The following is a 21,035-nucleotide window of genomic DNA, read 5'->3' as shown; positions in this document are numbered from 1 at the left end:
TTTAAATATTTGTAAAAATCTTACGTTATCTTAAAAATCTGTCGAGAGACAGATCACAATATTCGGTAGGTCAGCCTGTGCGGTGTCTCAGATCTGGTCGCTATACAGTGCGCTTTTGGCATGTTATTGCTGATAGCGAAAGCAAAAATAAAAACTACGCACTGTCGGATACAACATGATCACAACTCAGCAACGCTCCATTATCGCACTACTCGCTTCATCACTGCTGTTAACCATCGGGCGCGGCGCTACGCTGCCCTTTATGACGATTTACCTCAATAGCCAGTATGGCATGGCCGTAGATCAGGTTGGTTTCGCCATGACCGTGGCAATGACCGTCGGCGTCTTCTTTAGCCTCGGCTTCGGCATTCTCGCTGATAAATTTGATAAAAAGCGCTACATGCTGATCGCTATCACCACGTTTGTACTGAGCTTTATCGGCATTCCTCTTAGCCATAATGCGGTGCTGGTTGTGGTCTTCTTCTCGGTAATTAACTGCGCTTACTCGGTCTTCGCCACCGTTGTGAAAGCTTACTTCTCCGATACGCTGCCACCCGCGGCGAAATCAAAAGTGTTCTCGCTAAACTATTCATTTCTGAATATTGGCTGGACGGTCGGCCCACCGCTGGGCACGCTGCTGGTGATGCAGAGCAGCCAACTGCCTTTCTGGCTGGCGGCGGGCTGTGCCGCCTTCCCGCTGGTGTTTATTCAGATCTGGGTACAGCGCGTCAGGGTGAAGAGCGAGGAGGAGATCATCCAGCCCTGGTCGCCATCGGTTCTGCTTCACGATAAAGCGCTGCTATGGTTTACCCTCTCCGGCCTGCTGGCCTCATTCGTCAGTGGCTCCTTTGCCTCCTGCATTTCACAGTATGTTATGGCCGTAGCCGATAACGCCTTTGCGCAGAAGGTGGTAGCGCTGGTGCTGCCGGTCAATGCTGTTATCGTCGTCATGTTCCAGTATGTTATTGGCCGCTATCTGCAGGCCAGCAATATTCGTCCGATGATGGCCATCGGTACGCTCTGCTTCGTGATCGGGCTGCTCGGCTTTATGATCTCCGGTAGCCAGCTCTGGCTATGGGGCGTCTCCGCCGCCGTATTTACGGTTGGGGAGATTGTCTATGCGCCAGGGGAATACATGCTGATCGACCATATTGCCCCGCCGGGGATGAAAGCCAGCTACTTCTCAGCCCAGGCTCTCGGCTGGCTCGGCGCGGCGATGAATCCACTTGCCACCGGCATCATTCTGACTACCCTGCCAGGCTGGACGCTGTTTGCTATCCTGGCGGCAATCATCGTTCTGGCCTGGCTGATGATGCTGCGTGGGATGCAGGTCAGACCCTGGGATAGCGGTCTCCGTACGGCAAAAGCATAAAAAAAGGGGCAGGGATCCTGCCCCTTTTAACGCTTACCAGACCTGGTCCGCGATGGTGGTGACCAGGCGGACCTTGTCCCACTGCTGGGCCTCGGTCAGGCTGTTGCCCTCCTCCGTAGAGGCAAAACCGCACTGCGGGCTGAGGCAGATCTGATTGATATCCACATACTGGGCCGCTTCCTGAATGCGCGCCTTGATCCCTTCCGGGTTCTCCAGCTCACCGTTTTTAGTGGTAATCAGGCCCAGCACGACCTGCTGCTTGCCCGGACGGATAAAGCGCAGCGGTGCGAAGTCGCCGGAGCGGTCGTTGTCATATTCAAGGAAGAAGGCATCGACGTTAACCTGGCCGAAGAGCACTTCTGCTACCGGCTCGTAGCCGCCTTCAGAGATCCAGGTTGAACGGAAGTTGCCGCGGCAGACATGCAGGCCAATAGTTAAATCCTCCGGCTTGCCCTCCAGCGCCTTGTTCAGAACCCGGGCGTAGATGCGTGCCAGCTCGTCAGGATCTTCTCCGCGCTCGCGAACCTGGCGGCGCTGCTCGTCAGAGCAGAGGTAGGCCCAGACCGTATCGTCAAGCTGCAGATAACGGCAGCCAGCTGCATAGAAGGCGTGGATAGCGTCGTGCCACGTCGTCGCCAGATCGTCAAAATAGGCATCCAGATCCGGATAGACCGTACTGTCGATATCTTTCCGGCCTCCGCGGAAGTGCAGCACGCTCGGGCTAGGGATGGTCATCTTAGGCTGAGCGCTGCCGCTGATGCTCTGCAGGAAGCGGAAATCTTCCAGCATCGGATGATCGCCGAAGCCCAGCTTGCCGGTCACGCGTACGCCGTGAGCTTTGGTCTGGACACCGTTGAACTGAATGCCCGCGTCGGAATCGTAACGCTCTACGCCCTGCAGGCCATCAAAGAAATCAAAGTGCCACCAGGCGCGACGGAACTCCCCGTCGGTGACGACGTGCAGGCCGCAGGCGCACTGCTGCTCTACCACGTTGCGGATCGCGCTGTCTTCAACCGCACGCAGCTGGCCCGCATCGATTTCACCCGCGGCAAACTGAATGCGTGCCTGCTTAATGGCATCAGGACGCAGGAAACTGCCGACGACATCGGCGCGGAACGGGGAGTGGTGACGCTGCATGGTGATCTCCTTGCCGTCGGGTAATCATAACCCGACGTGATAGTTCATGATTTAAACGATTTAGCCTTCTGGACGGCTATATGTCTAAAAATATGTCACACTCCGCGCCTTGATGCAACCGAGAATAATTCACCAGACGTGAAAAATGCTCATGTTGCTAACGTTAATCACCGCTGGCGAATGAATATCCCTCATCTTCCCAGCCGGTGATGCCACCGATCATGATCTTTACCGGCAGGCCCAGACGCGCCAGCTTCAGGGCGGCGCGATCGGCACCGTTGCAGTGCGGCCCGGCGCAATAGACGACAAACAGTGTCCCGGCAGGCCACTCACGCATTTTCTCCTCGCTCATCTGGCTATGCGGGAGGTGCACCGCGCCAGGCAGATGGCGTTTAGCAAAGGCTTCAGCACTGCCAACCACGTGCAGCAGAGCAAAATCCTGCTGTTGGTGAGTGAGCGCATGATGGACGTCGGCGCAGTCGGTTTCAACGCTCAGGCGCTGTAGAAAATGGTGAACGGCTTGCTCAGCGGGGGCGGCGGGAAATTCGCTTACGTAGCTCATGGTACTTTCTCCTTGATTGTGTTAACGATTGTGTTAACACTACGCTATCGTAAACTTCATCGGCCCACCGCCCACCGCTATGCCAGAAAACGCCAGGATAATGACAACCTTACCTTCATCCCGACCGCTGGTGGTCGCCGTCGCCTATGACGGCCTCTGCACGTTTGAGTTTGGCATTGCCGTCGAGATCTTTGGCCTGCCGCGACCTGAGCTGGGCGAGAACTGGTATCGTTTTGCCGTGGCATCGGTAGATGAGGGCGAACTGCGCGCTACGGGAGGCATTCGGCTGGTAGCCGACGGCGGATTAGCGCTGCTGGCGCAGGCCGACACCATTATTATTCCCGGCTGGCGCGGCGCGGATAATCCGGTACCGGAGGCATTGTGTCAGGCGCTGCGCGAGGCTAATGACCGCGGCTGTCGGATCATGTCCATCTGTTCCGGCGTTTTCGTGCTGGCGGCGGCCGGACTGCTTAACGGAAAGCGGGCCACTACCCACTGGCGCTATACGCCGCTGCTGCGGGAGCGCTATCCCACTATCGAGGTGCTTGACGATGCGCTCTACTATCATGAAGGTAGCGTACTTACCTCGGCGGGAAGCGCAGCAGGAATCGATCTCTGTCTGCATCTGGTTCGCCTCGACTTCGGTACCGACGTCGCCAATAACGTTGCTCGTCGACTGGTCGTGCAGCCCCATCGCGACGGCTCGCAAAGTCAGCAGATCGCCCGGCCGGTCGCCAGATCGCGTGAGAGCCAGCGGCTCGGGCAGGTGTTTGATTATCTTCACAGTCAGCTTGCCGCCACGCACTCGGTGGCATCGCTGGCGAAGCTTGCAGGCATGAGTCCAAGGACCTTTTTGCGTCGTTTCGATGAGGCGACGGGGACCACTCCGGCGCGCTGGATCTTACAGGAACGTCTGACCCGTGCCCGAACGCTGCTGGCGAACGCCGATCTCAGTATGGAGGAGGTGGCTGCGCAGGCGGGCTTTGCTACGGCCGCGTCGTTGCGCCACCATTTTCGCCAGCGCTTTGCCGTGTCGCCCCGCGACTACCGTAAACATCAGGCATAAAAAAACCGCCAGTGATACTGGCGGCAAATGCTTGCATGGATAGATCTATTTTGGTCTGTACGATATCCCGTGATTGATCAATCGGAATAGCGGATCTGCCTTATCATCGCATAGCATTTCTTAACAAAGGTTAAACGACGCGGTTAACCTTTCTGGATACCCGTATCGATTTTCAAATAACGCATCAACCCTGTGGTCGCGCTCTTTTTCGCTTCGTCGTTTACCGCTACCAGATAGTAGTCTGTGGCTACCGCGTAGGGTGCTTTATCCGCTGGGTAGACCGCATATTTTAATACCAGCTTGCCATCCCGGCGTTGACACTCCATATCCCAACGACCCTGTTCTGCTGGCGAGATACCGCATTTCCCTGGACCATAGCTGTTTGAGAGATAGGAGTCGACGCGAGATTCAGCCTTCGTAATGTAAGCGGGTTTATTGTTGTACATAAAACCGGTACATACCGCCCCAGCCACGATAAGAAGCGGTAACGATAACAGCATTTTTCTTTTCATTTTGACAACCTAATTTTCCTACAGAAACCACCACGAATAGTATTATTCCTAAAAAAAGAAAATGTAACTACCTTAATTAGCGGTTTAGGCCACATCTGATTCCATCAGGTCCAAAAATAGAGCGCCTTTATGACAGAAGGATGAAACCCAGGCCAGCAAAAAGCCGCCCGTGGGCGGCTCATCTTAGAGAGGCCTTGTGCGATCGGGATCGTCGATATCCGGATCATCAATATCTGGATCGTCAAAATCGGGATCGTCAGGGTCAATAGGGTCGATATCATCTGGCGGATAACGGTCGGGATCGTCCCGGTCCGGTCGGTCAGACGGTAACGGGTCAAGAATATCGGGGCGTTCGGACATAGGACCTCCAGCACGATAAACTGCAGTAAAGGATGTTAGCGAAACGCTACTTTTTATCCTGTCTTGGTTTTTTGTTATCAGATTTCTCAGACCCTGACCGCCTTTCGGAATTCTTTGGCTGGTCTTTTGAAACGTTCAGGCTAACGCTTTTCATGGGTAACTCCAGGTAGGATGACAGCTTTTGCTGCACCTGGAGTATAGGTAAGCTTCGCCGATCCCACCAGCGAGGCGGCAGAGAGCGGCCCTGCACGACAAGCCACTGTTGTCATTAGAATGGATCTCGCCAGACTGGTTGCATTACTATGCTATGCTTGCAAAAACAAGGAGGTGCCATGTTTTCCTTTCTCAACACGCTTAAGCGGCTAATAAGCAATCAGCAAGAGACGCCGACTGCTCAGCCGAAATATTCAAATGAACAGCTTTTGCAATGGGCCACTGGCTGTATGCTAGAGGGGCTTCCGGATAAATTCTATGAAGCCAGGGTTACGTGTCAATGCAGTGAGAATGATGAAGGCCACCAGACCGTAAATATCTCTCACGAATTTAAGCTTACTGAAGAGTCAGAGTACGCAAAATTTTCCCCGCCAGACGATCTCTATGCAACCAACTGCATTGAACAGATCCTCACGGGTAAAAAATGGCAATATGCCGCCATCATTTTCAACCCGCAAACTACAAGGTTTGAATGGAAATAAAACCATTTGGGGAAGAAAAAACCGGGCATCGCGCCCGGTTCTGTTTCCAGCCTGAGTAGACTCTACGCGCTCAACCCCCGATTCACCAGCATCGGCTCAATCTTCGGATCGTGCCCACGCCACGCGCGATAAAGTTCAGCTAAATCAGAACTATTCCCGCGTGACAAAATTGCCTCCCGGAACCGCTGGCCGTTCTCGCGGGTCAGTCCGCCCTGCTCCACAAACCACTGGTAGCCATCATCGGCCAGCATTTGCGTCCAGATGTAGGCATAGTAGCCAGCAGCGTAACCGCCACCGAAGATATGGGCGAAATAGCTGCTGCGATAGCGCGGCGGCACCGCGCTTAAACCGAGCTTTTCCCGCTCAAGCACCTCGGCTTCAAAGGCAGCGACATCGCTCACCGCGGTTTTTGATGCCAGACTGTGCCAGTTCATATCCAGGAGTGCAGCGCTTAATAGCTCCGTCATATCGTAACCTTTGTTGAACAGCGCAGCCCGATGCATCTTCTCCTGTAGCGCCTGCGGCATCGGCTCCCCGGTTTGATAGTGGCGGGCATAGCGGGCGAAGACGTCGGGGTGGCTGGCCCAGTGCTCATTGATCTGTGACGGGAACTCGACAAAATCACGCGGCGTATTGGTTCCGGAGAGCGTGGCGTAGCGCTGGCTGGCAAAAAGACCGTGCAGGGTGTGGCCAAACTCATGGAATAGCGTGATGACATCATCCCATGAAATCAGTGCCGGGCCGCCTGCGGTGGGCTTCTGATAGTTACAGACGTTGTAGATAACAGGCCGGGTCTCTTGCAGCGTGGATTGCTCAACAAAGTTCCCCATCCACGCCCCGCCGCTTTTGCTATCGCGGGCGTAGAAGTCGCCGTAGAAGAGCGCCATGCCGGTGCCATCAGCGTCAAAAATCTCCCAGACGCGCACGTCCGGATGATAGACCGGTAGATCAAACCGCTCGACGAAGCTGAGGCCAAACAGCTGGCTGGCACTCCAGAACACCCCTTCAACCAGCACGGTATTGAGCAAAAAGTAGGGTTTGATCTGGGCGTCATCAAGGGCAAACTTTTCCCGGCGTACCTGCTCGGCATACCACGCCCAGTCCCAGGCTTCGGCGTTAAATCCGCCCTGCTGCTCGTCGATCACCCGCTGAATATCCGCCAGCTCCTGCTCGGCACGGGCGCGCGCCGCCGGAACGATATTGCGCATGAACGTCAGCGCTGCGGCGGGGGTTTGCGCCATCTGGTCAGCGGTTTTCCATGCCGCATAGTCCGGGAACCCCAGCAGCGCGGCCTGTTCGGCGCGGATCTGGGCCAGACGCAGCACGATAGCACGAGTATCGTTTTGATCGCCCTTTTCCGTGCGCGACCAGCCGGCTTTGAAGAGCTGCTCCCGCGTCTGACGATCGCGCAGCGCCGCCAGCGCAGGCTGCTGGGTGGTATTCAGTAGCGGGATAAGCCAGCGGTCTGAGAGACCCCGCTCCTCTGCGGCGGCCCGTGCCTGGGCTTTATCCCCCTCGCTCAGGCCATCGAGCTGCTGTTCACTCTCTACGATCAGGCCACCCACTTTACCCGCCGCCAGCAGATGCTGGTTAAACTGGCTGGTGAGCGTCGCCGCTTCGGTATTAAGACTTTTTAGCGCCTGCTTCTCAGCGCTACCGAGGGTCGCCCCTGCCAGAATAAAGCGCTGATGAATAACATCCGTTAGCCGTACCGATTCCGCGTCCAGCCCAAGCGTATGGCGCTGTTGCCAGACGGCATCGATACGGGAGTAAAGCGCGCTATCCAGGTAGATATCATTCGCCAGATCGGCCAGCTCTGCAGAGAAGGCTTCATCAAGCTGCTGAAGGTAGTCATTGGTGTGGGCGGAGGTCATGGCAAAAAAGAGGCTGGCGACCCGCGTCAGTAGCTGCCCGCTCTGCTCCAGCGCCAGAATGGTGTTATTGAAATCCGCCGGTGTCGTCGCCTGAGCGATGGCGCTGATCTCAGCGCGCTTTTGTCTTACCCCTTCGTCAAAGGCGGGACGATAGTGGCTATCGTCAATCATATCGAAGCGCGGAGCCAGATAAGGCAGCGTGCTTTCGCGTAATAAAGGATTTGTTACCGACATTTCAACTCCTTAAACATTGTCGTTTACCGCAGGCTCTTAACCCATGCTATCGTAATAACACACAAAAAGCGTTGAGGAACAGAATGATGATTATTTTAGTAACCGGGGCAACGGCAGGGTTTGGCGAAAGTATTACCCGCCGTTTCGTTGAGAACGGTCATAAAGTGATTGCTACCGGCCGTCGTCAGGAGCGTTTGCAGAGCCTGAAAGATGAGCTGGGCGATAGCGTTCTGACCCTGCAGCTGGACGTACGCAACCGCGCCGCTATCGAACAGGCGCTGACCTCCCTCCCTGCCGAGTGGCGCGATATCGACGTGCTGGTCAACAACGCCGGACTGGCGCTGGGCCTTGAGCCTGCGCATAAGGCCAACGTCGAAGACTGGGAGACAATGATCGATACCAACAATAAGGGGCTGGTCTATATGACCCGCGCCGTGCTGCCGGGGATGGTGGAGCGCAACCGCGGCCATATCATCAATATCGGCTCAACCGCAGGCAGCTGGCCCTATGCGGGCGGTAACGTCTATGGCGCCACCAAGGCCTTTGTACAGCAGTTCAGCCTTAACCTGCGTACCGATCTGCATGGTACGGCGGTGCGGGTAACGAATATCGAGCCGGGTCTGGTCGGCGGAACGGAGTTCTCCAACGTACGCTTTAAAGGCGACGATGATAAAGCCGGCAAAACCTACGAAAATACCAACGCGTTGAGCGCAGAGGATGTCACTGAAGCCGTCTGGTGGGTCGCGACTCTGCCGAAACACGTTAACATCAATACGCTAGAGATGATGCCGGTTAGCCAAACCTGGGCTGGCCTGAGCGTACATCGCAGCTGATATTTCCCTCCCGGCCTGCGGGCCGGGTATGGGATGCAGATCAAATAGATGGTATGGTAGGCCAGTCACTATTCTATTAAGTATGAGCGCATGGCCGTCGAAACCCACCTTAATCCTGTATTGCCCGTCAATCAGCAAATTTACCGTATCCTGCGCCAGGATATCGTACATTGCCTGATCCCCCCCGGCACACCGTTGTCGGAGAAAGAGGTGTCGGTGCGATTTGACGTCTCGCGCCAGCCGGTTCGTGAAGCCTTTATTAAGCTGGCTGAGAATGGCCTTATTCAGATCCGCCCCCAGCGCGGCAGCTACGTAAATAAGATCTCCATGACTCAGGTCCGCAACGGCTGCTTTGTCCGCCAGGCGATTGAGTGCGCCGTCGCCCGTCGGGCCGCGACGCTGATCACCGACAGCCAGCGCTATCAGCTGGAGCAGAACCTCCACCAGCAGCGGATCGCTATCGACCACAAGCAGCTTGATGATTTTTTCCAGCTTGACGACGAGTTTCATCAGAAGCTGGCGCTGATTGCCGACTGCCAGCTGGCGTGGGATACGGTGGAAAACATCAAGGCAACCATCGACCGGGTGCGCTATATGAGTCTCGATCACGTCTCCCCGCCCGAGAAGCTGCTGCGCCAGCATCAGGCCATCTTTGACGCACTGGCGAAGCATGACGTTGAGGGGGTGGATAAAGCGATGACGGCGCATCTGGAGGAGATTGGCGAGACGGTACAGCTAATCCGCCAGGAGAACAGCGACTGGTTTAGCGAGGAGTAGTCATCGGCTGTGGTGAGATGTAGGCCGGGTAAGGCGTTAAGCCGCCACCCGGCGTAACGGGCTGATGCGGCTATGTCGGGCGGCGCTTCGCTTGCCCGACCTACAATTTAACGCTGACTTTGGATGTATTGCGCCACGGTGGCTTTCGCCCCCTGCGCCAGCAGCTGCTGATAGGCCTGCTGCACCTGCTCCACAAAAGCACGCTCCTGCGGCAGCTCTTTGCCAAAGATCGCTTCGATACCCAGCAGCGCCATTACGCGGGGTTCGCCCTCTTCGCTGCCGTTAACCGCCTGCTGAATTGTAGACAGCAGCGGATCGCTGACCTCAATTGCCTGCCCCTGTTCATCAACGCCGCCGACGTAGCGCATCCAGCCCGCCACGCCCAGCGCCAGCAGAGAGAAATCGCTCTTGTGCACCAGATGCCAGCGCACGGAGTCCAGCATACGCTGGGGCAGCTTCTGGCTACCGTCCATTGCAATCTGCCAGGTGCGGTGGCGCAGCGCCGGGTTGCTGTAGCGGGCAATGAGCAGATCCGCATAGTGAGCCAGATCGACGCCCTTCACCTTCAGCGTCGGCGCCTGCTCGTTTAACATCAGCACATGCGCGGCGAGGCGGTAGTTTTCATCCTCCATACACTCGTTAATGTGCTGGTAACCGGCCAGATAGCCGAGATAAGCGAGGAAAGAGTGGCTACCGTTGAGCATTCTCAGCTTCATCTCTTCGAACGGCACCACGTCGGTGACCAGCTCCGCACCCGCCCTCTCCCATTCCGGACGTCCGGCAACGAAGTTATCCTCCACCACCCACTGCCGGAACGGCTCGCAGGCGACGCCCGCCGGATCCCGTACGCCGGTCAGCTGCTCGATTTTGTCGAGCGTATCGGCAGTCACCGCCGGAACGATGCGGTCCACCATCGTTGATGGGAAGGTGACGTGTTGCGCGATCCATTCTCCCAGCTCAGCGTCTACCGCGCGGGCGTAGGCGCAAACCACGTTGCGCACCACGTGACCGTTTTCCGGCATGTTATCGCAGGACATCACGGTGAAGGCTGGCAAGCCAGCGGCCTTACGGCGGGCCAGCGCTTCAACAATGACGCCCGGTGCGGATTTCGGCTGCTGCGGGTTTTGCAGATCGGCGACGATCAGCGGGTGATCGAGCATCAGCTCACCGGTGGCAGGCGCATGGCAGTAGCCTTTCTCGGTAATGGTCAGAGAAACAATCGCTACTTGCGGTTCGCATAGGGCGGCAAAAACGGTTTCCAGCCCGTCGACCTGGGCGTGCAGTGCGCGTTTAACTACGCCAACCACCCGCGCGGTCCAGGCATCGGCGGACATCTCCGCCACGGTATAGAGGTTATCCTGCTGCTTAAGATCGGCAATCTGCTGCTCACCGCCGATCAGGTTGACCTCGCAGTATCCCCAGTCGCTGTTATGCTCTGCCGCCAGGATATCCGTGTAGACACCCTGATGGGCGCGGTGAAATGCACCAAAACCTAAATGGACGATACGCGGAACCAGTTTGGTGCGATCGTAGCCAGGCAGCGTAGCCTTTGCCGTTAAGAGCGTGTTTTGCATTATATAACCTATGGTTTATTAAGATCGGGACAGGTTGAGAGTAACGCTTGTATGGTTGTATGCTTTGACCTGAATTAAGCTTTTTGCAATTGGTATAACATCATAGGGAAGTTATGTGACAGGCGGCCTCCTTGCCGCCAGAGGGAATGAGAGAGTGAATTAATGCTTTTGCCACTGCTGATATTCACGTTTTAACCGCTGCGGCGCCGTTTCCGGCATCATAAGCAGGCCAATCACCGAGATGACGCCCAGAACAGCCACATAGGTAGCCAGCCCGTAATAGTGCCCTTCAGTGACCTGTAGGATCTTCACTGCGACTAAGCCGAGGATACCGCTACCGATTAGCGACCCCATCTGCCAGATCAGTGCGATACCGCTGCAGCGAATATGCGTTGGGAAAAGCTCAGGGAAATAGGAGGCTTGTGGCGCGTAGCACATGCTATGCCCTACGCTGAGAACCAGGATCATTACCAGCTGCGTTAACCAGAAACTGTCCTGATTAATTGCAAGGAAGAAGGGAACAATCATAATCACCTGCAGCAGCGCGCCCATAATATAAACCGGCTTGCGGCCAATCTTATCGCACAGGGAACCCATCAACGGTATGGCAAAGATCTCCAGAATGACCGCTACAATCATGGTTTCCATCAGAATATTGGCATCGAGATTATTAGCCTTACCGTAGGCAAGGACGATGACGGTAAACATCGCGAAGGTACAGGCTTCAATCAGCTTGGCACAGACGCCTTTAATAACGATCCCCGGGAAGTCGCGAATAACTTCCACCAGCGGACGCGACTCTTCGGCTTTGGTTTCACGAATTTGAGCGAATACCGGCGACTCATCAATTTTCAGGCGGATAAACAGGCCAACGATCACCAGCAACAGGCTCAACAGGAACGGAATACGCCAGCCATAGTCCATCATCGCTTCCGGAGAGAGGGTTGCATTAAGCAGCGCAAACAACGCTAACGGCAGCAGAAAGCCCACCGGTGCGCCTATCTGTACCCAGCTGGCGAAAAAGCCGCGGTGTTTCGGCTCTGAATATTCCGCCGTCATCAGCACTGCCCCGGCCTGCTCGCCGCCAACACCAAACCCTTGCAGCACACGAATGAAAATAAGCAGTACCGGTGCCCAAATACCAATTTTTTCATAGGTCGGTAACAGCCCAATACAGAACGTACCCAAGCCAACGATTAAGATAGTAATAACCAGCGCTTTTTTGCGGCCAACCTTATCGCCAATATGACCGAACACAATTCCGCCTAACGGTCTTGCTAAAAATCCCACCGCGTAGGTAGCAAACGCGGCCAGCGTACTAATTAACGGATCGCTGCTGGGGAAAAACAGATGCCCGAAAAAGAGTACCGCAGCGGTACCGTAGGCAAAGAAATCATAATATTCAGCAGCGGTACCAATTGCCGAGGCAGAGGCAACCCGGCGAATGATGGGTTTATTATCTACGCCGTTTTTAATATCAACTGAACTAACCATAAATATGTACCTATGTAGGGTATAGGGTTAATTAACTTTCTGACCGTGTGTCGTTAAAACTTACCAGTTCCACAGCGTGCCGTCTTCGAGGCGGGCTACCGGCAGGTAGGCAGGATCGTAGGGATATTTCGCCGCCAGCTTCTCGTCAAACTCTATGCCGAGACCAGGCTTCTCGCCGGGGTGCATATAGCCGTTGTCGAAGGTCCAGCTATTCGGGAAGACCTCCAGCATCTGCTCGGAGTAGCCCATGTACTCCTGCACGCCGAAGTTCGGTACCCAGAGGTCGAAGTGCAGCGCCGCCGCATGGCAGATCGGCGAGAGATCCGACGGGCCGTGAGAGCCAGTACGCACCTGGTAGAGCGAGGCGAAGTCGGCGATACGGCGCATGCCGGTAATGCCACCCGCGTGGGTAATGGTGGTGCGGATATAGTCAATCAGCTGCTCTTCGATCAGCTGCTTACAGTCCCAGATGCTGTTGAAGACTTCACCTACCGCGATTGGGGTTACCGTGTGCTGGCGGATCAGGCGGAAGCACGCCTGGTTCTCGGCCGGGGTCGGATCTTCCATCCAGAACATGCGGAACTCTTCAATGCTCTTGCCGAAGCGCGCCGCCTCAATGGGCGTCAGGCGATGGTGCATGTCGTGCAGCAGGTGCTCGTTAAAGCCAAACTTGCTGCGTACCGCGTCAAACAGCTTCGGCGTGAAGTCGAGGTACTTCTCCGTTGACCAGAGCTGCTCTTCCGGCCACTGGCCTTTGGTGGCAGGCTCGTAGGCCAGCCCTTTACCTTTAGACATACCGTAGGTAGTTTTCATTCCCGGCACGCCGCACTGAACGCGAATGGCTTTGAACCCCATCTCTTTATGGCGGGCGTAATCTTCCAGCACGTCGTCAATGCTGTGGCCGGTGGTGTGGCAGTAGACCATCACCCCTTCACGGGAGGCACCGCCCAGCAGCTGATAGAGCGGCATGTTGGCCGCTTTGGCTTTGATATCCCACAGCGCCATATCGATAGCCGAGATAGCGGACATGGTGACCGGACCACGACGCCAGTAAGCGCCCTTGTAGAAGAACTGCCAGATATCTTCGATGCGATGTGCATCGCGGCCAATCAGCTGCGGGCAGAGGTGATCCCTAAGATAGGACGCTACGGAGAGCTCACGCCCGTTCAGCGTGGCATCGCCCAGACCGACAATCCCCTCGTCGGTGGTAATTTTTAGGGTGACAAAATTGCGCCCCGGACAGGTAACAAATGCTTCAGCCCCTACAATCTTCATCTTCTGATCCTTTACATCTCGGTTGCGATGGAGAGAATCTACGCAACTGAGCTACTACCATACAAGTATGATGATCGTAAAACTGTCCCTGGATCACAAAAAAAGGCGCTATGCGCGCCCCCATCCTGCCACGATAATCAGCATCCCGCAGAGCGCTACCAGCGCACCCAGCCAGTCATAAACGCTGAGCTTGACGCCATCCACGACCCGCAGCCAGATTAGCGCGGTGCAGACATAGACCCCGCCGTAGGCGGCGTAAACGCGTCCGCTGGCGGCGGGATGAAGCGTTAGTAGCCAGACAAAAGCCGCCAGCGCCACGCCGGCTGGGATCAGCAGCAGCGGACTTGCTCCCCTTTTCAGCCACAGCCAGGGCAGAAAGCAGCCGACAATCTCGCATAACGCGGTAATAAAAAAGAGCAGCGTGGTATTAAGAACGGCGGTATTAAACATTAAAGATAACGGCCTTATATCGTCTAAGAAGAATGGTGTAGAATAACGTGAGACCGGAGCCACGTCCTCCCTGGCGAAACAAGGAATAACAATGAACATGACCTTTAGTAAACGCCTGTGCCTGGCGGCTATGCTGACGCTAAGTGCTGGCATGATGAGTGCCGCAGCCAATGCCGATACCAATAAGCTTATCATTGAGTCCGGCGACAGTGCCCAGAGCCGCCAGCAGGCCGCGATGGAAAAAGAGCAGTGGAACGACACCCGCAATCTGCGCCACAAGGTGAACACGCGCGTGGAAAAAGAGTTTGATAAGGCTGATGTGGCCTTCGACGCTCGCGATAATTGCCAAAAGAGCGCCAATGTTAACGCCTACTGGGAAGAGAATACGCTGCGCTGCCTCGACCGCCGCACCGGGCGGCCAATCGGGCAGTAACCTTAGTAGTAGGCGATCGTATTTTTGATTGCGTACTTATGCTCAACGGCAGGCGTCACGCTTTCATCCACGATGGTTAATGAGCAGCTCACCGGGTTGTCATGACGATCGTATTCACAGGCCTGCTTCACGCTGCCGATAGGCTTATCGTTCAGCGTGCTGACGCCGGTATAGTCGAGCTTTTTGCGTCTGTCCGTTGAGGGCGTTGATTCCACGGACAGATGCATCTCCTTGCTGGTGGTCGATTTACCGAGCGGATACCCTTCCGCATCGTACTGGTAGTTAATCTGTAACTCCTTGCCGCGGGCAAGGACCACAAACCCCTTCTCATCCGTATCCCAGGTTACGCCCGCCGAGGGGAACTCCGCCAGCTGGCATTTACCCTGCAAGCGCAGGCGCTTCTCATGGGTTACAGCATCAACATAGAAGTTGGCATTGAGCACCAGAGCCAGTCCGGTATTGTTATCCACGTCGTGAAGCTCCAGCGTATCGAAACAGCCCTCCTGCGAGAGCGAGCCGGTTACGCGTTTTGATACTTCACCCTTCTCATTGAGCAGCGTCTGGCTAAAATCTTTCACCGGGCCACGCAGCGGGTCAAAGTCAAACTCATTGGAGAAGCTGGCCATCTCCGGCGTAAACGACACCGGCGCTTTGCCGTCATCGCATCCGGTCAGCGCTGCCGCCACCGCCGCCAGCATCATTAACTTTTTCATAAATTTCCCACCCGTTGCACCCTATTAAAGCATCTTAGCAAATTCAGTAATTTATGTAACATCATCCCTTTGTATTACCTGTGCAGCCTAACCGTGACCACGCGCACCTTTTTTGCTCAACGCTGCGCAGGCCGGGTGCAGCCATAACCTCGCCGCCACGTAAAATTATTAAAATATTATTATTTAACAATACATTAAAAACTGGCACGCCGCTTGCTATTTGAATTCCATCTTGTATACCAGATGGAATTGCCCACTATGACAATAATGATCGGCCAGACCCTGAAGGGGTGGCAGCAGCAGATCCAACAGCAGCATGGCGACGCTCTTTCCCTACTGACGGCGCACCTGGCGGCCCTCTCTACTGATGATAGTGCATGGATCACCCTCGCTACGCCCGAGCAGATCGCCGCCCAGCTGGCAGCGCTAACGCCCCGCTACCAGCAAAACCCTGCGGCGCTGCCGCTGTATGGCATTCCCTTCGCAGTAAAAGACAATATCGATGCGGCTGGATTTCCCACCACGGCGGCCTGCCCGGCGTTTCGCTATATTGCCGAGCAGGACGCCACCACGGTTGCCCAGCTTAAAGCCGCCGGGGCGATTGTCATTGGCAAGACCAACCTCGACCAGTTTGCTACCGGCCTGGTGGGGACTCGCTCTCCGTGGGGCGCGGTGAGCAACAGTTTTAATCCTGAGTATGTCAGCGGCGGCTCCAGCTCCGGCTCGGCGTCCGTGGTCGCGCGCGGCCTGGTCCCCTTTTCACTGGGGACTGACACGGCAGGTTCCGGCCGGGTGCCCGCCGGTTTTAATAACATCGTCGGGCTGAAACCCACCAAAGGCTGGTTCTCAGCCAGCGGCGTGGTTCCGGCCTGCCGCCTTAACGATACCGTCTCGGTATTCGCCCTGACCGTCAGCGATGCCTGGACTATCGCCGAGGCGGCAGCAGGCTACGATGCCCGCGACGCCTACTCCCGCCACGCACCGGCCACCGCGCCCGCCGCGCTGCCTGAGCGCCCGGTGTTTGCCGTTCCCGACACGCTGCAATTTTTTGCTGACGCTCAGGCTGAAGAGGCGTGGGAGCGCGCCCTTGAGCAGCTGCGCAGCTGCGGCGTAACGCTGAAAACCATCGACTTCACGCCGTTCGCCGAGCTTGCCGCCCAGCTCTATCAGGGACCGTGGGTTGCCGAGCGCACCGCGGCTGTAGGAGACATTATCGAACGCCCGGAAGAGATGGATCCGACGGTGTATCAGATTGTCGCCGGAGGCAGTCGCTACAGTGCGGTGGAGGCCTACAAAGCCGAGTATCTGCGTGCCGAACTGGCCCGTAAAATTCAGCAGACGCTGGCCGAGGTTGATGCGCTCGTCGTTCCCACCTCGCCGACCATTCGCACCAGGGAGGAGATGCAGCAGGAGCCGATCCGCTACAACTCGGAGTTTGGCACCTACACCAACTTTACCAACCTGGCCGATCTCAGCGCGCTGGCCCTGCCCGCGCCGTTCCGCGCCGACGGCCTGCCCGCCGGGATCACTCTGCTCGCTCCCGCCTGGCACGATCGTGCCCTGGCTAGCTTCGGCGTCCGCTGGCAGCAGCTGAGCGGCCTGAGCCTGGGCGCGACCGGTACCCGCCTCCCCGCAGACCAGGCCGCGCTGCCTCTCTCAAAGGATCACGTGCGTATCGCGGTCGTCGGGGCGCATCTGCGCGGTATGCCGCTCAACCACCAGCTGATTAATCGCCGGGCGGTATTTGTCGGGACCAGCGAAACCGCAGCCTGCTACCGCCTTTACGCCCTGGCCAATACCCAACCGGCAAAACCCGGTCTGGCCCGGGCCAGCAGCGGCGAATCTATTCAGGTTGAGCTGTGGGATATCCCGCTGGCGCGCTTCGGGGAGTTTGTCGCCGAGATCCCGGCTCCGCTGGGGATCGGCTCTCTGGAGCTGGCCGATGGCCGCTGGGTGAAAGGTTTTATCTGTGAGGGTGCGGCGCTTGGCGACGCGCAGGACATTACGGCTTACAAAGGCTGGCGGAACTGGCTCGCCAGCAAGGAGACCCAGCATGTTTGATCGCGTACTGATTGCCAACCGGGGCGAAATCGCCTGCCGCGCTATCCGCACCCTGCAACGTCTGGGGATCGTGAGCATCGCCGTCTACTCCGACGCGGATAAAAACGCCGAGCACGTCAAGGCGGCGGATATTGCCCTGCCGCTCGGCGGCGAGAAGGCCAGCGATAGCTATCTGCGCATCGACAGCATTATCGACGCCGCTAAGCAAAGCGGCGCCCAGGCTATCTGGCCTGGCTACGGCTTTCTCTCTGAGAGCCTGGCCTTTGCCGACGCCTGCGAGCAGGCGGGTATCGTCTTTGTTGGCCCCACGGCGCGGCAGATCGGCGAGTTTGGTCTCAAGCACCGGGCGCGGGAGTTAGCTGCCCAGGCGGGCGTGCCGATGACGCCGGGTACCGGCCTGCTAAATAGCCTCGACGAGGCGCTGCGGGCCGCAGAGGAGATTGGCTACCCGGTGATGTTAAAAAGCACCGCGGGCGGGGGTGGGATCGGTTTGACCCGCTGCGCCGACGCCGAGGCGTTGCAGTTGGCGTGGGAGAGCGTCCGCCGTCTGGGCGAGCAGTTCTTCAGCGACGCAGGGGTGTTTATTGAGCGCTGCATCGATCGCGCCCGCCACGTCGAGGTGCAGATCTTCGGCGACGGCCTGGGCAACGTCGTGGCCCTCGGCGAGCGTGACTGCTCCCTGCAACGCCGCAATCAGAAGGTGGTGGAAGAGACCCCCGCGCCGGGATTACCAGAACCTACCCGCACCGCGCTGCTCGCCTCTGCCGTTGAGCTAGGCAAGCTGGTGAACTACCGCAGCGCGGGCACGGTGGAGTATATCTATGACGCTGAGCAGGATGCATTCTACTTCCTTGAGGTCAACACTCGACTCCAGGTAGAGCATCCGGTCACCGAGTGCGTTACCGGTCTCGATCTGGTTGAGTGCATGCTGCGCGTCGCCGCCGGGGATAGCATCGACTGGGAACGGCTCCAGCGCCCACCGCTGGGCGCGGCGATTGAGGTACGTCTGTATGCTGAAAATCCACTGAAGAATTTCCAGCCGAGCCCTGGCGTTCTGACTCACGTTAGCTTCCCGGAGAACGTGCGCGTCGACAGCGGCGTGACCACCGGCAGCGAGGTCTCCGCTTTCTACGATCCGATGATCGCCAAACTGATCGTCCATGCACAGACGCGTGATCAAGCCCTGGTTAAGCTGCGCGAGGCGCTGGACGCCACTCAACTGCACGGCATCGCCACTAATCTTGACTACCTGCGACAGATTGTCGCCAGCGAAGCCTTCACGCAAGGCAGCGTCTGGACGCGGATGCTCGACACCTTTATGCCCGCCACGGCGGCCATTGAGGTCGTGCAGCCCGGCACCTGGAGCAGCGTACAGGATCACCCTGGCCGACCGGGCTACTGGGACGTCGGCGTCCCGCCCTCGGGCCCGATGGACGATTTTGCCTTCCGCCTCGCTAACCGCATCGTCGGCAACCACGCCTCCGCCGCCGGGCTGGAGTTTACCCTGCAAGGCCCGACCCTGCTGTTTCACAGCGATACCACCATTGCCCTCACCGGCGCCGACTGTCATGCCGAGCTTGACGGCCAGCCTGTCGCGTACTGGCAGCCGGTGGCGGTCAAAGCAGGGCAGACGCTGGTGCTGGGCCGCGCCCAGTCCGGCTGCCGCACCTATCTTGCCGTGCGCAACGGTATTGATGTGCCCTGCTATCTTGGCAGCCGCGCCACCTTTGCCCTCGGTCAGTTTGGCGGCCACGCCGGACGCACGCTGAAGGTGGCCGATCTGCTGCCTATCTCCCGCCCGGAGCTGGCCGCCTGCACCACGCCCGCGCCGGAGCGGGATCCGCAGCCGCTGGCCGCCGGGCTGATCCCGGAGTATGGGGAGAACTGGCACATCGGCGTACTCTATGGCCCCCACGGCGCGCCGGATTTCTTTACCCAGGAATCTATCGACGAGTTCTTCGCCAGCGAGTGGCAGGTGCACTACAACTCTAACCGTCTCGGCGTACGCCTGACCGGGCCGAAACCCGCGTGGACTCGGCCCGACGGCGGTGAGGCAGGCCTGCATCCGTCCAACGTCCACGACTGCGAGTACGCCATCGGCGCGATCAACTTTACCGGCGACTTTCCGGTGATCCTCACCCGCGACGGCCCCAGCCTCGGCGGCTTTGTCTGCCCGGTGACCATTGCCAAAGCGGAGCTGTGGAAAGTAGGCCAGGTGAAGCCTGGGGATCGCCTGCGCTTCTATCCGATAAGCGTTGAGGAGGCGGTAGCGCTGGAGAAAGCTCAGCACCGCATCGTCGAGACGCTGGAGCCTGCCGAAACGCTGCCCGCGTTTGCTACCCCATCGCTGGCGGATCGCGACGGGGCCTCCGCCGCCGCGCTGGTCTCTATTCCGGCCAGCGGCGCGGCGCCCGCCATCTGCTATCGCCAGGCGGGCGATAACTACATTCTGATCGAGTATGGCGATAACGTGCTCGATCTCGCCCTGCGCCTGCGCGTCAGCCTGCTGATGGAGCAGCTTCAGGCTCTGGCCCACCCGGGTATCAAAGAGCTCTCTCCTGGCGTGCGCTCGCTGCAGATACGTTACGACAGTCTGGTTATCAGCCAGCCATCGCTGGTGAAGATGTTGCTGGATATTGAAGGCCGTCTGGGCGACGTCAGCGAGATGAAGGTGCCGTCGCGCATCGTCTGGATGCCGATGGCCTTTGAGGACAGCGCCACCCTTGGCGCGGTCAGCCGCTATCAGGACACGGTGCGAGCCAGCGCCCCCTGGCTGCCGAACAACGTTGACTTTATTCAGCGCATTAACGGCCTGGCGGATCGTAACGCGGTGCGCGACACCATTTTCGACGCCAGCTACCTGATCCTCGGCCTCGGCGACGTCTACCTCGGCGCGCCCTGCGCCGTACCGGTGGATCCGCGCCACCGCTTGCTGAGTTCGAAATATAACCCGGCGCGCACCTTTACCGCCGAGGGGACGGTAGGCATTGGCGGGATGTATATGTGCATCTACGGCATGGACTCGCCCGGCGGCTACCAGCTGGTGGGCCGCACCCTGCCTATCTGGAACAAATTCCTCAGAAACAGCCAGTTCAAGCAGGACGAGCCGTGGCTGCTGCGCTTCTTTGACCAGGTCCGCTTCTACCCGGTCAGCGAGGAGGAGTTGGATCGCCTGCGGGACGATTTCCGCGAAGGTCGGGCCACCATCCGCATTGAGGAGACGGAGTTCGACTATGCCGAGCATCTGCGTTTCCTTGCGCAGAACGCGACTGACATTGCCCAGTTCCGCGAACGTCAGGCCGCCGCCTTTAGCGAAGAGGTCGCCCGCTGGCAGCTGGATGAGCAGCCGCAGCCCGAGGAGATTGTGCTACCTGTAGCCGACGCGGTGGACGACGGCGCGCTGGCGGTGAATGCCGATATGAACGGCAACATCTGGAAGGTGCTGGTCCAGGCTGGCGATGAGGTTATCGCCGGCCAGCCGCTGGTCATTGTCGAGGCGATGAAGATGGAGCTGGCGATCCACGCCCCGCAGGCGGGCCGCATCAAGCGCATCAGCTGCCAGCCGGGCCGCCCGGTAAGCCCTGGCGATGCCCTGCTCTGGCTTGAGCAGTGA

The 21,035-nt window shown here is 57.8% G+C and carries 18 protein-coding genes; 8 read left to right on the top strand and 10 right to left on the bottom strand.

Annotation, left to right across the window (positions count from 1 at the left end):
- Positions 1-175: 175 nt before the first annotated feature.
- Positions 176-1,372, top strand: a complete 1,197-nt coding sequence (gene ydeE / locus RTX96_RS03125; protein WP_103820978.1) for an efflux MFS transporter YdeE — start codon at positions 176-178, stop codon at positions 1,370-1,372.
- Positions 1,373-1,405: 33 nt separating this feature from the next.
- On the opposite strand, the gene RTX96_RS03120 is transcribed toward ydeE, so the two are convergent.
- Positions 1,406-2,509 carry a cobalamin-independent methionine synthase II family protein gene (locus tag RTX96_RS03120; RefSeq protein WP_103820977.1) on the bottom strand — a complete coding sequence of 368 codons (1,104 nt, stop codon included), beginning with the start codon at positions 2,507-2,509 and terminating at the stop codon, positions 1,406-1,408.
- 163 nt (positions 2,510-2,672) lie between these two features.
- Entirely contained in the window at positions 2,673-3,071 is a 399-nt protein-coding gene (locus RTX96_RS03115; RefSeq protein WP_103820976.1) for a rhodanese-like domain-containing protein, read from the bottom strand.
- Positions 3,072-3,150: 79 nt separating this feature from the next.
- Here RTX96_RS03115 and ftrA point away from each other — a divergent pair, with 79 nt between their 5' ends.
- On the top strand, positions 3,151-4,137 hold the full coding sequence (ftrA, locus tag RTX96_RS03110; RefSeq protein ID WP_103820975.1) for a transcriptional regulator FtrA: 987 nt from the start codon (positions 3,151-3,153) through the stop codon (positions 4,135-4,137).
- 143 nt (positions 4,138-4,280) lie between these two features.
- On the opposite strand, the gene RTX96_RS03105 is transcribed toward ftrA, so the two are convergent.
- Both RTX96_RS03105 and RTX96_RS03100 read right to left on the bottom strand, forming a co-directional pair.
- Positions 4,281-4,637, bottom strand: coding sequence for a hypothetical protein (locus RTX96_RS03105; RefSeq protein ID WP_103820974.1), 357 nt, complete (start codon positions 4,635-4,637; stop codon positions 4,281-4,283).
- A 195-nt stretch (positions 4,638-4,832) separates the two neighbouring features.
- Entirely contained in the window at positions 4,833-5,009 is a 177-nt protein-coding gene (locus RTX96_RS03100; RefSeq protein WP_165570675.1) for a hypothetical protein, read from the bottom strand.
- A 332-nt stretch (positions 5,010-5,341) separates the two neighbouring features.
- Here RTX96_RS03100 and RTX96_RS03095 point away from each other — a divergent pair, with 332 nt between their 5' ends.
- The gene (locus RTX96_RS03095; protein WP_312670101.1) at positions 5,342-5,704 is read left to right on the top strand and encodes a hypothetical protein; all 363 of its coding nucleotides are present in this window, start codon (positions 5,342-5,344) and stop codon (positions 5,702-5,704) included.
- Positions 5,705-5,766: 62 nt separating this feature from the next.
- Here the strand turns inward: RTX96_RS03095 and dcp are convergent, their stop codons facing one another.
- On the bottom strand, positions 5,767-7,812 hold the full coding sequence (gene dcp / locus RTX96_RS03090; protein ID WP_312670100.1) for a peptidyl-dipeptidase Dcp: 2,046 nt from the start codon (positions 7,810-7,812) through the stop codon (positions 5,767-5,769).
- Between the two features lie 86 nt (positions 7,813-7,898).
- On the opposite strand from dcp, the gene ydfG reads away from it, so the two are divergent.
- Together ydfG and RTX96_RS03080 are read left to right on the top strand one after the other, a co-directional pair.
- A complete protein-coding gene (ydfG, locus tag RTX96_RS03085) occupies positions 7,899-8,645 on the top strand; it encodes a bifunctional NADP-dependent 3-hydroxy acid dehydrogenase/3-hydroxypropionate dehydrogenase YdfG (RefSeq protein ID WP_312670350.1) in 747 nt (248 codons plus the stop codon).
- Positions 8,646-8,735: 90 nt separating this feature from the next.
- Positions 8,736-9,422: a GntR family transcriptional regulator gene (locus RTX96_RS03080; protein WP_103820972.1), complete on the top strand. Its 687-nt coding sequence runs from the start codon at positions 8,736-8,738 to the stop codon at positions 9,420-9,422.
- 107 nt (positions 9,423-9,529) lie between these two features.
- Here RTX96_RS03080 and RTX96_RS03075 read toward each other — a convergent pair whose 3' ends face one another.
- The 4 genes from RTX96_RS03075 to RTX96_RS03060 all read right to left on the bottom strand — a co-directional run bounded on the left by RTX96_RS03075 (position 9,530) and on the right by RTX96_RS03060 (position 14,215).
- The gene (locus tag RTX96_RS03075) at positions 9,530-10,996 is read right to left on the bottom strand and encodes a mannitol dehydrogenase family protein (protein WP_312670099.1); all 1,467 of its coding nucleotides are present in this window, start codon (positions 10,994-10,996) and stop codon (positions 9,530-9,532) included.
- Positions 10,997-11,155: 159 nt separating this feature from the next.
- Positions 11,156-12,490 (bottom strand): MFS transporter, encoded by a 1,335-nt coding sequence (locus tag RTX96_RS03070; RefSeq protein WP_103820970.1) that lies wholly within the window; start codon positions 12,488-12,490, stop codon positions 11,156-11,158.
- A 60-nt stretch (positions 12,491-12,550) separates the two neighbouring features.
- Positions 12,551-13,765: a D-mannonate dehydratase ManD gene (manD, locus tag RTX96_RS03065; RefSeq protein ID WP_312670098.1), complete on the bottom strand. Its 1,215-nt coding sequence runs from the start codon at positions 13,763-13,765 to the stop codon at positions 12,551-12,553.
- Between the two features lie 108 nt (positions 13,766-13,873).
- Positions 13,874-14,215, bottom strand: a complete 342-nt coding sequence (locus tag RTX96_RS03060; protein ID WP_312670097.1) for a YnfA family protein — start codon at positions 14,213-14,215, stop codon at positions 13,874-13,876.
- Between the two features lie 91 nt (positions 14,216-14,306).
- Between RTX96_RS03060 and RTX96_RS03055 the strand changes: the two genes are divergently transcribed.
- Positions 14,307-14,648, top strand: a complete 342-nt coding sequence (locus RTX96_RS03055) for a DUF1283 family protein (RefSeq protein WP_103820967.1) — start codon at positions 14,307-14,309, stop codon at positions 14,646-14,648.
- 2 nt (positions 14,649-14,650) lie between these two features.
- On the opposite strand, the gene RTX96_RS03050 is transcribed toward RTX96_RS03055, so the two are convergent.
- Positions 14,651-15,361, bottom strand: coding sequence for a YnfC family lipoprotein (locus tag RTX96_RS03050; RefSeq protein WP_312670096.1), 711 nt, complete (start codon positions 15,359-15,361; stop codon positions 14,651-14,653).
- A 258-nt stretch (positions 15,362-15,619) separates the two neighbouring features.
- On the opposite strand from RTX96_RS03050, the gene atzF reads away from it, so the two are divergent.
- Together atzF and uca are read left to right on the top strand one after the other, a co-directional pair.
- Positions 15,620-17,422 carry an allophanate hydrolase gene (gene atzF, locus RTX96_RS03045; RefSeq protein ID WP_312670095.1) on the top strand — a complete coding sequence of 601 codons (1,803 nt, stop codon included), beginning with the start codon at positions 15,620-15,622 and terminating at the stop codon, positions 17,420-17,422.
- Positions 17,415-21,035, top strand: a complete 3,621-nt coding sequence (gene uca, locus RTX96_RS03040; RefSeq protein ID WP_312670094.1) for an urea carboxylase — start codon at positions 17,415-17,417, stop codon at positions 21,033-21,035. Before atzF ends, uca begins: the two co-directional genes overlap by 8 nt.

Source organism: Pseudescherichia sp. (assembly GCF_032052675.1).
Classification (GTDB): domain Bacteria; phylum Pseudomonadota; class Gammaproteobacteria; order Enterobacterales; family Enterobacteriaceae; genus Pseudescherichia.
This window is presented reverse-complemented; position numbering and strand designations above follow the sequence as displayed.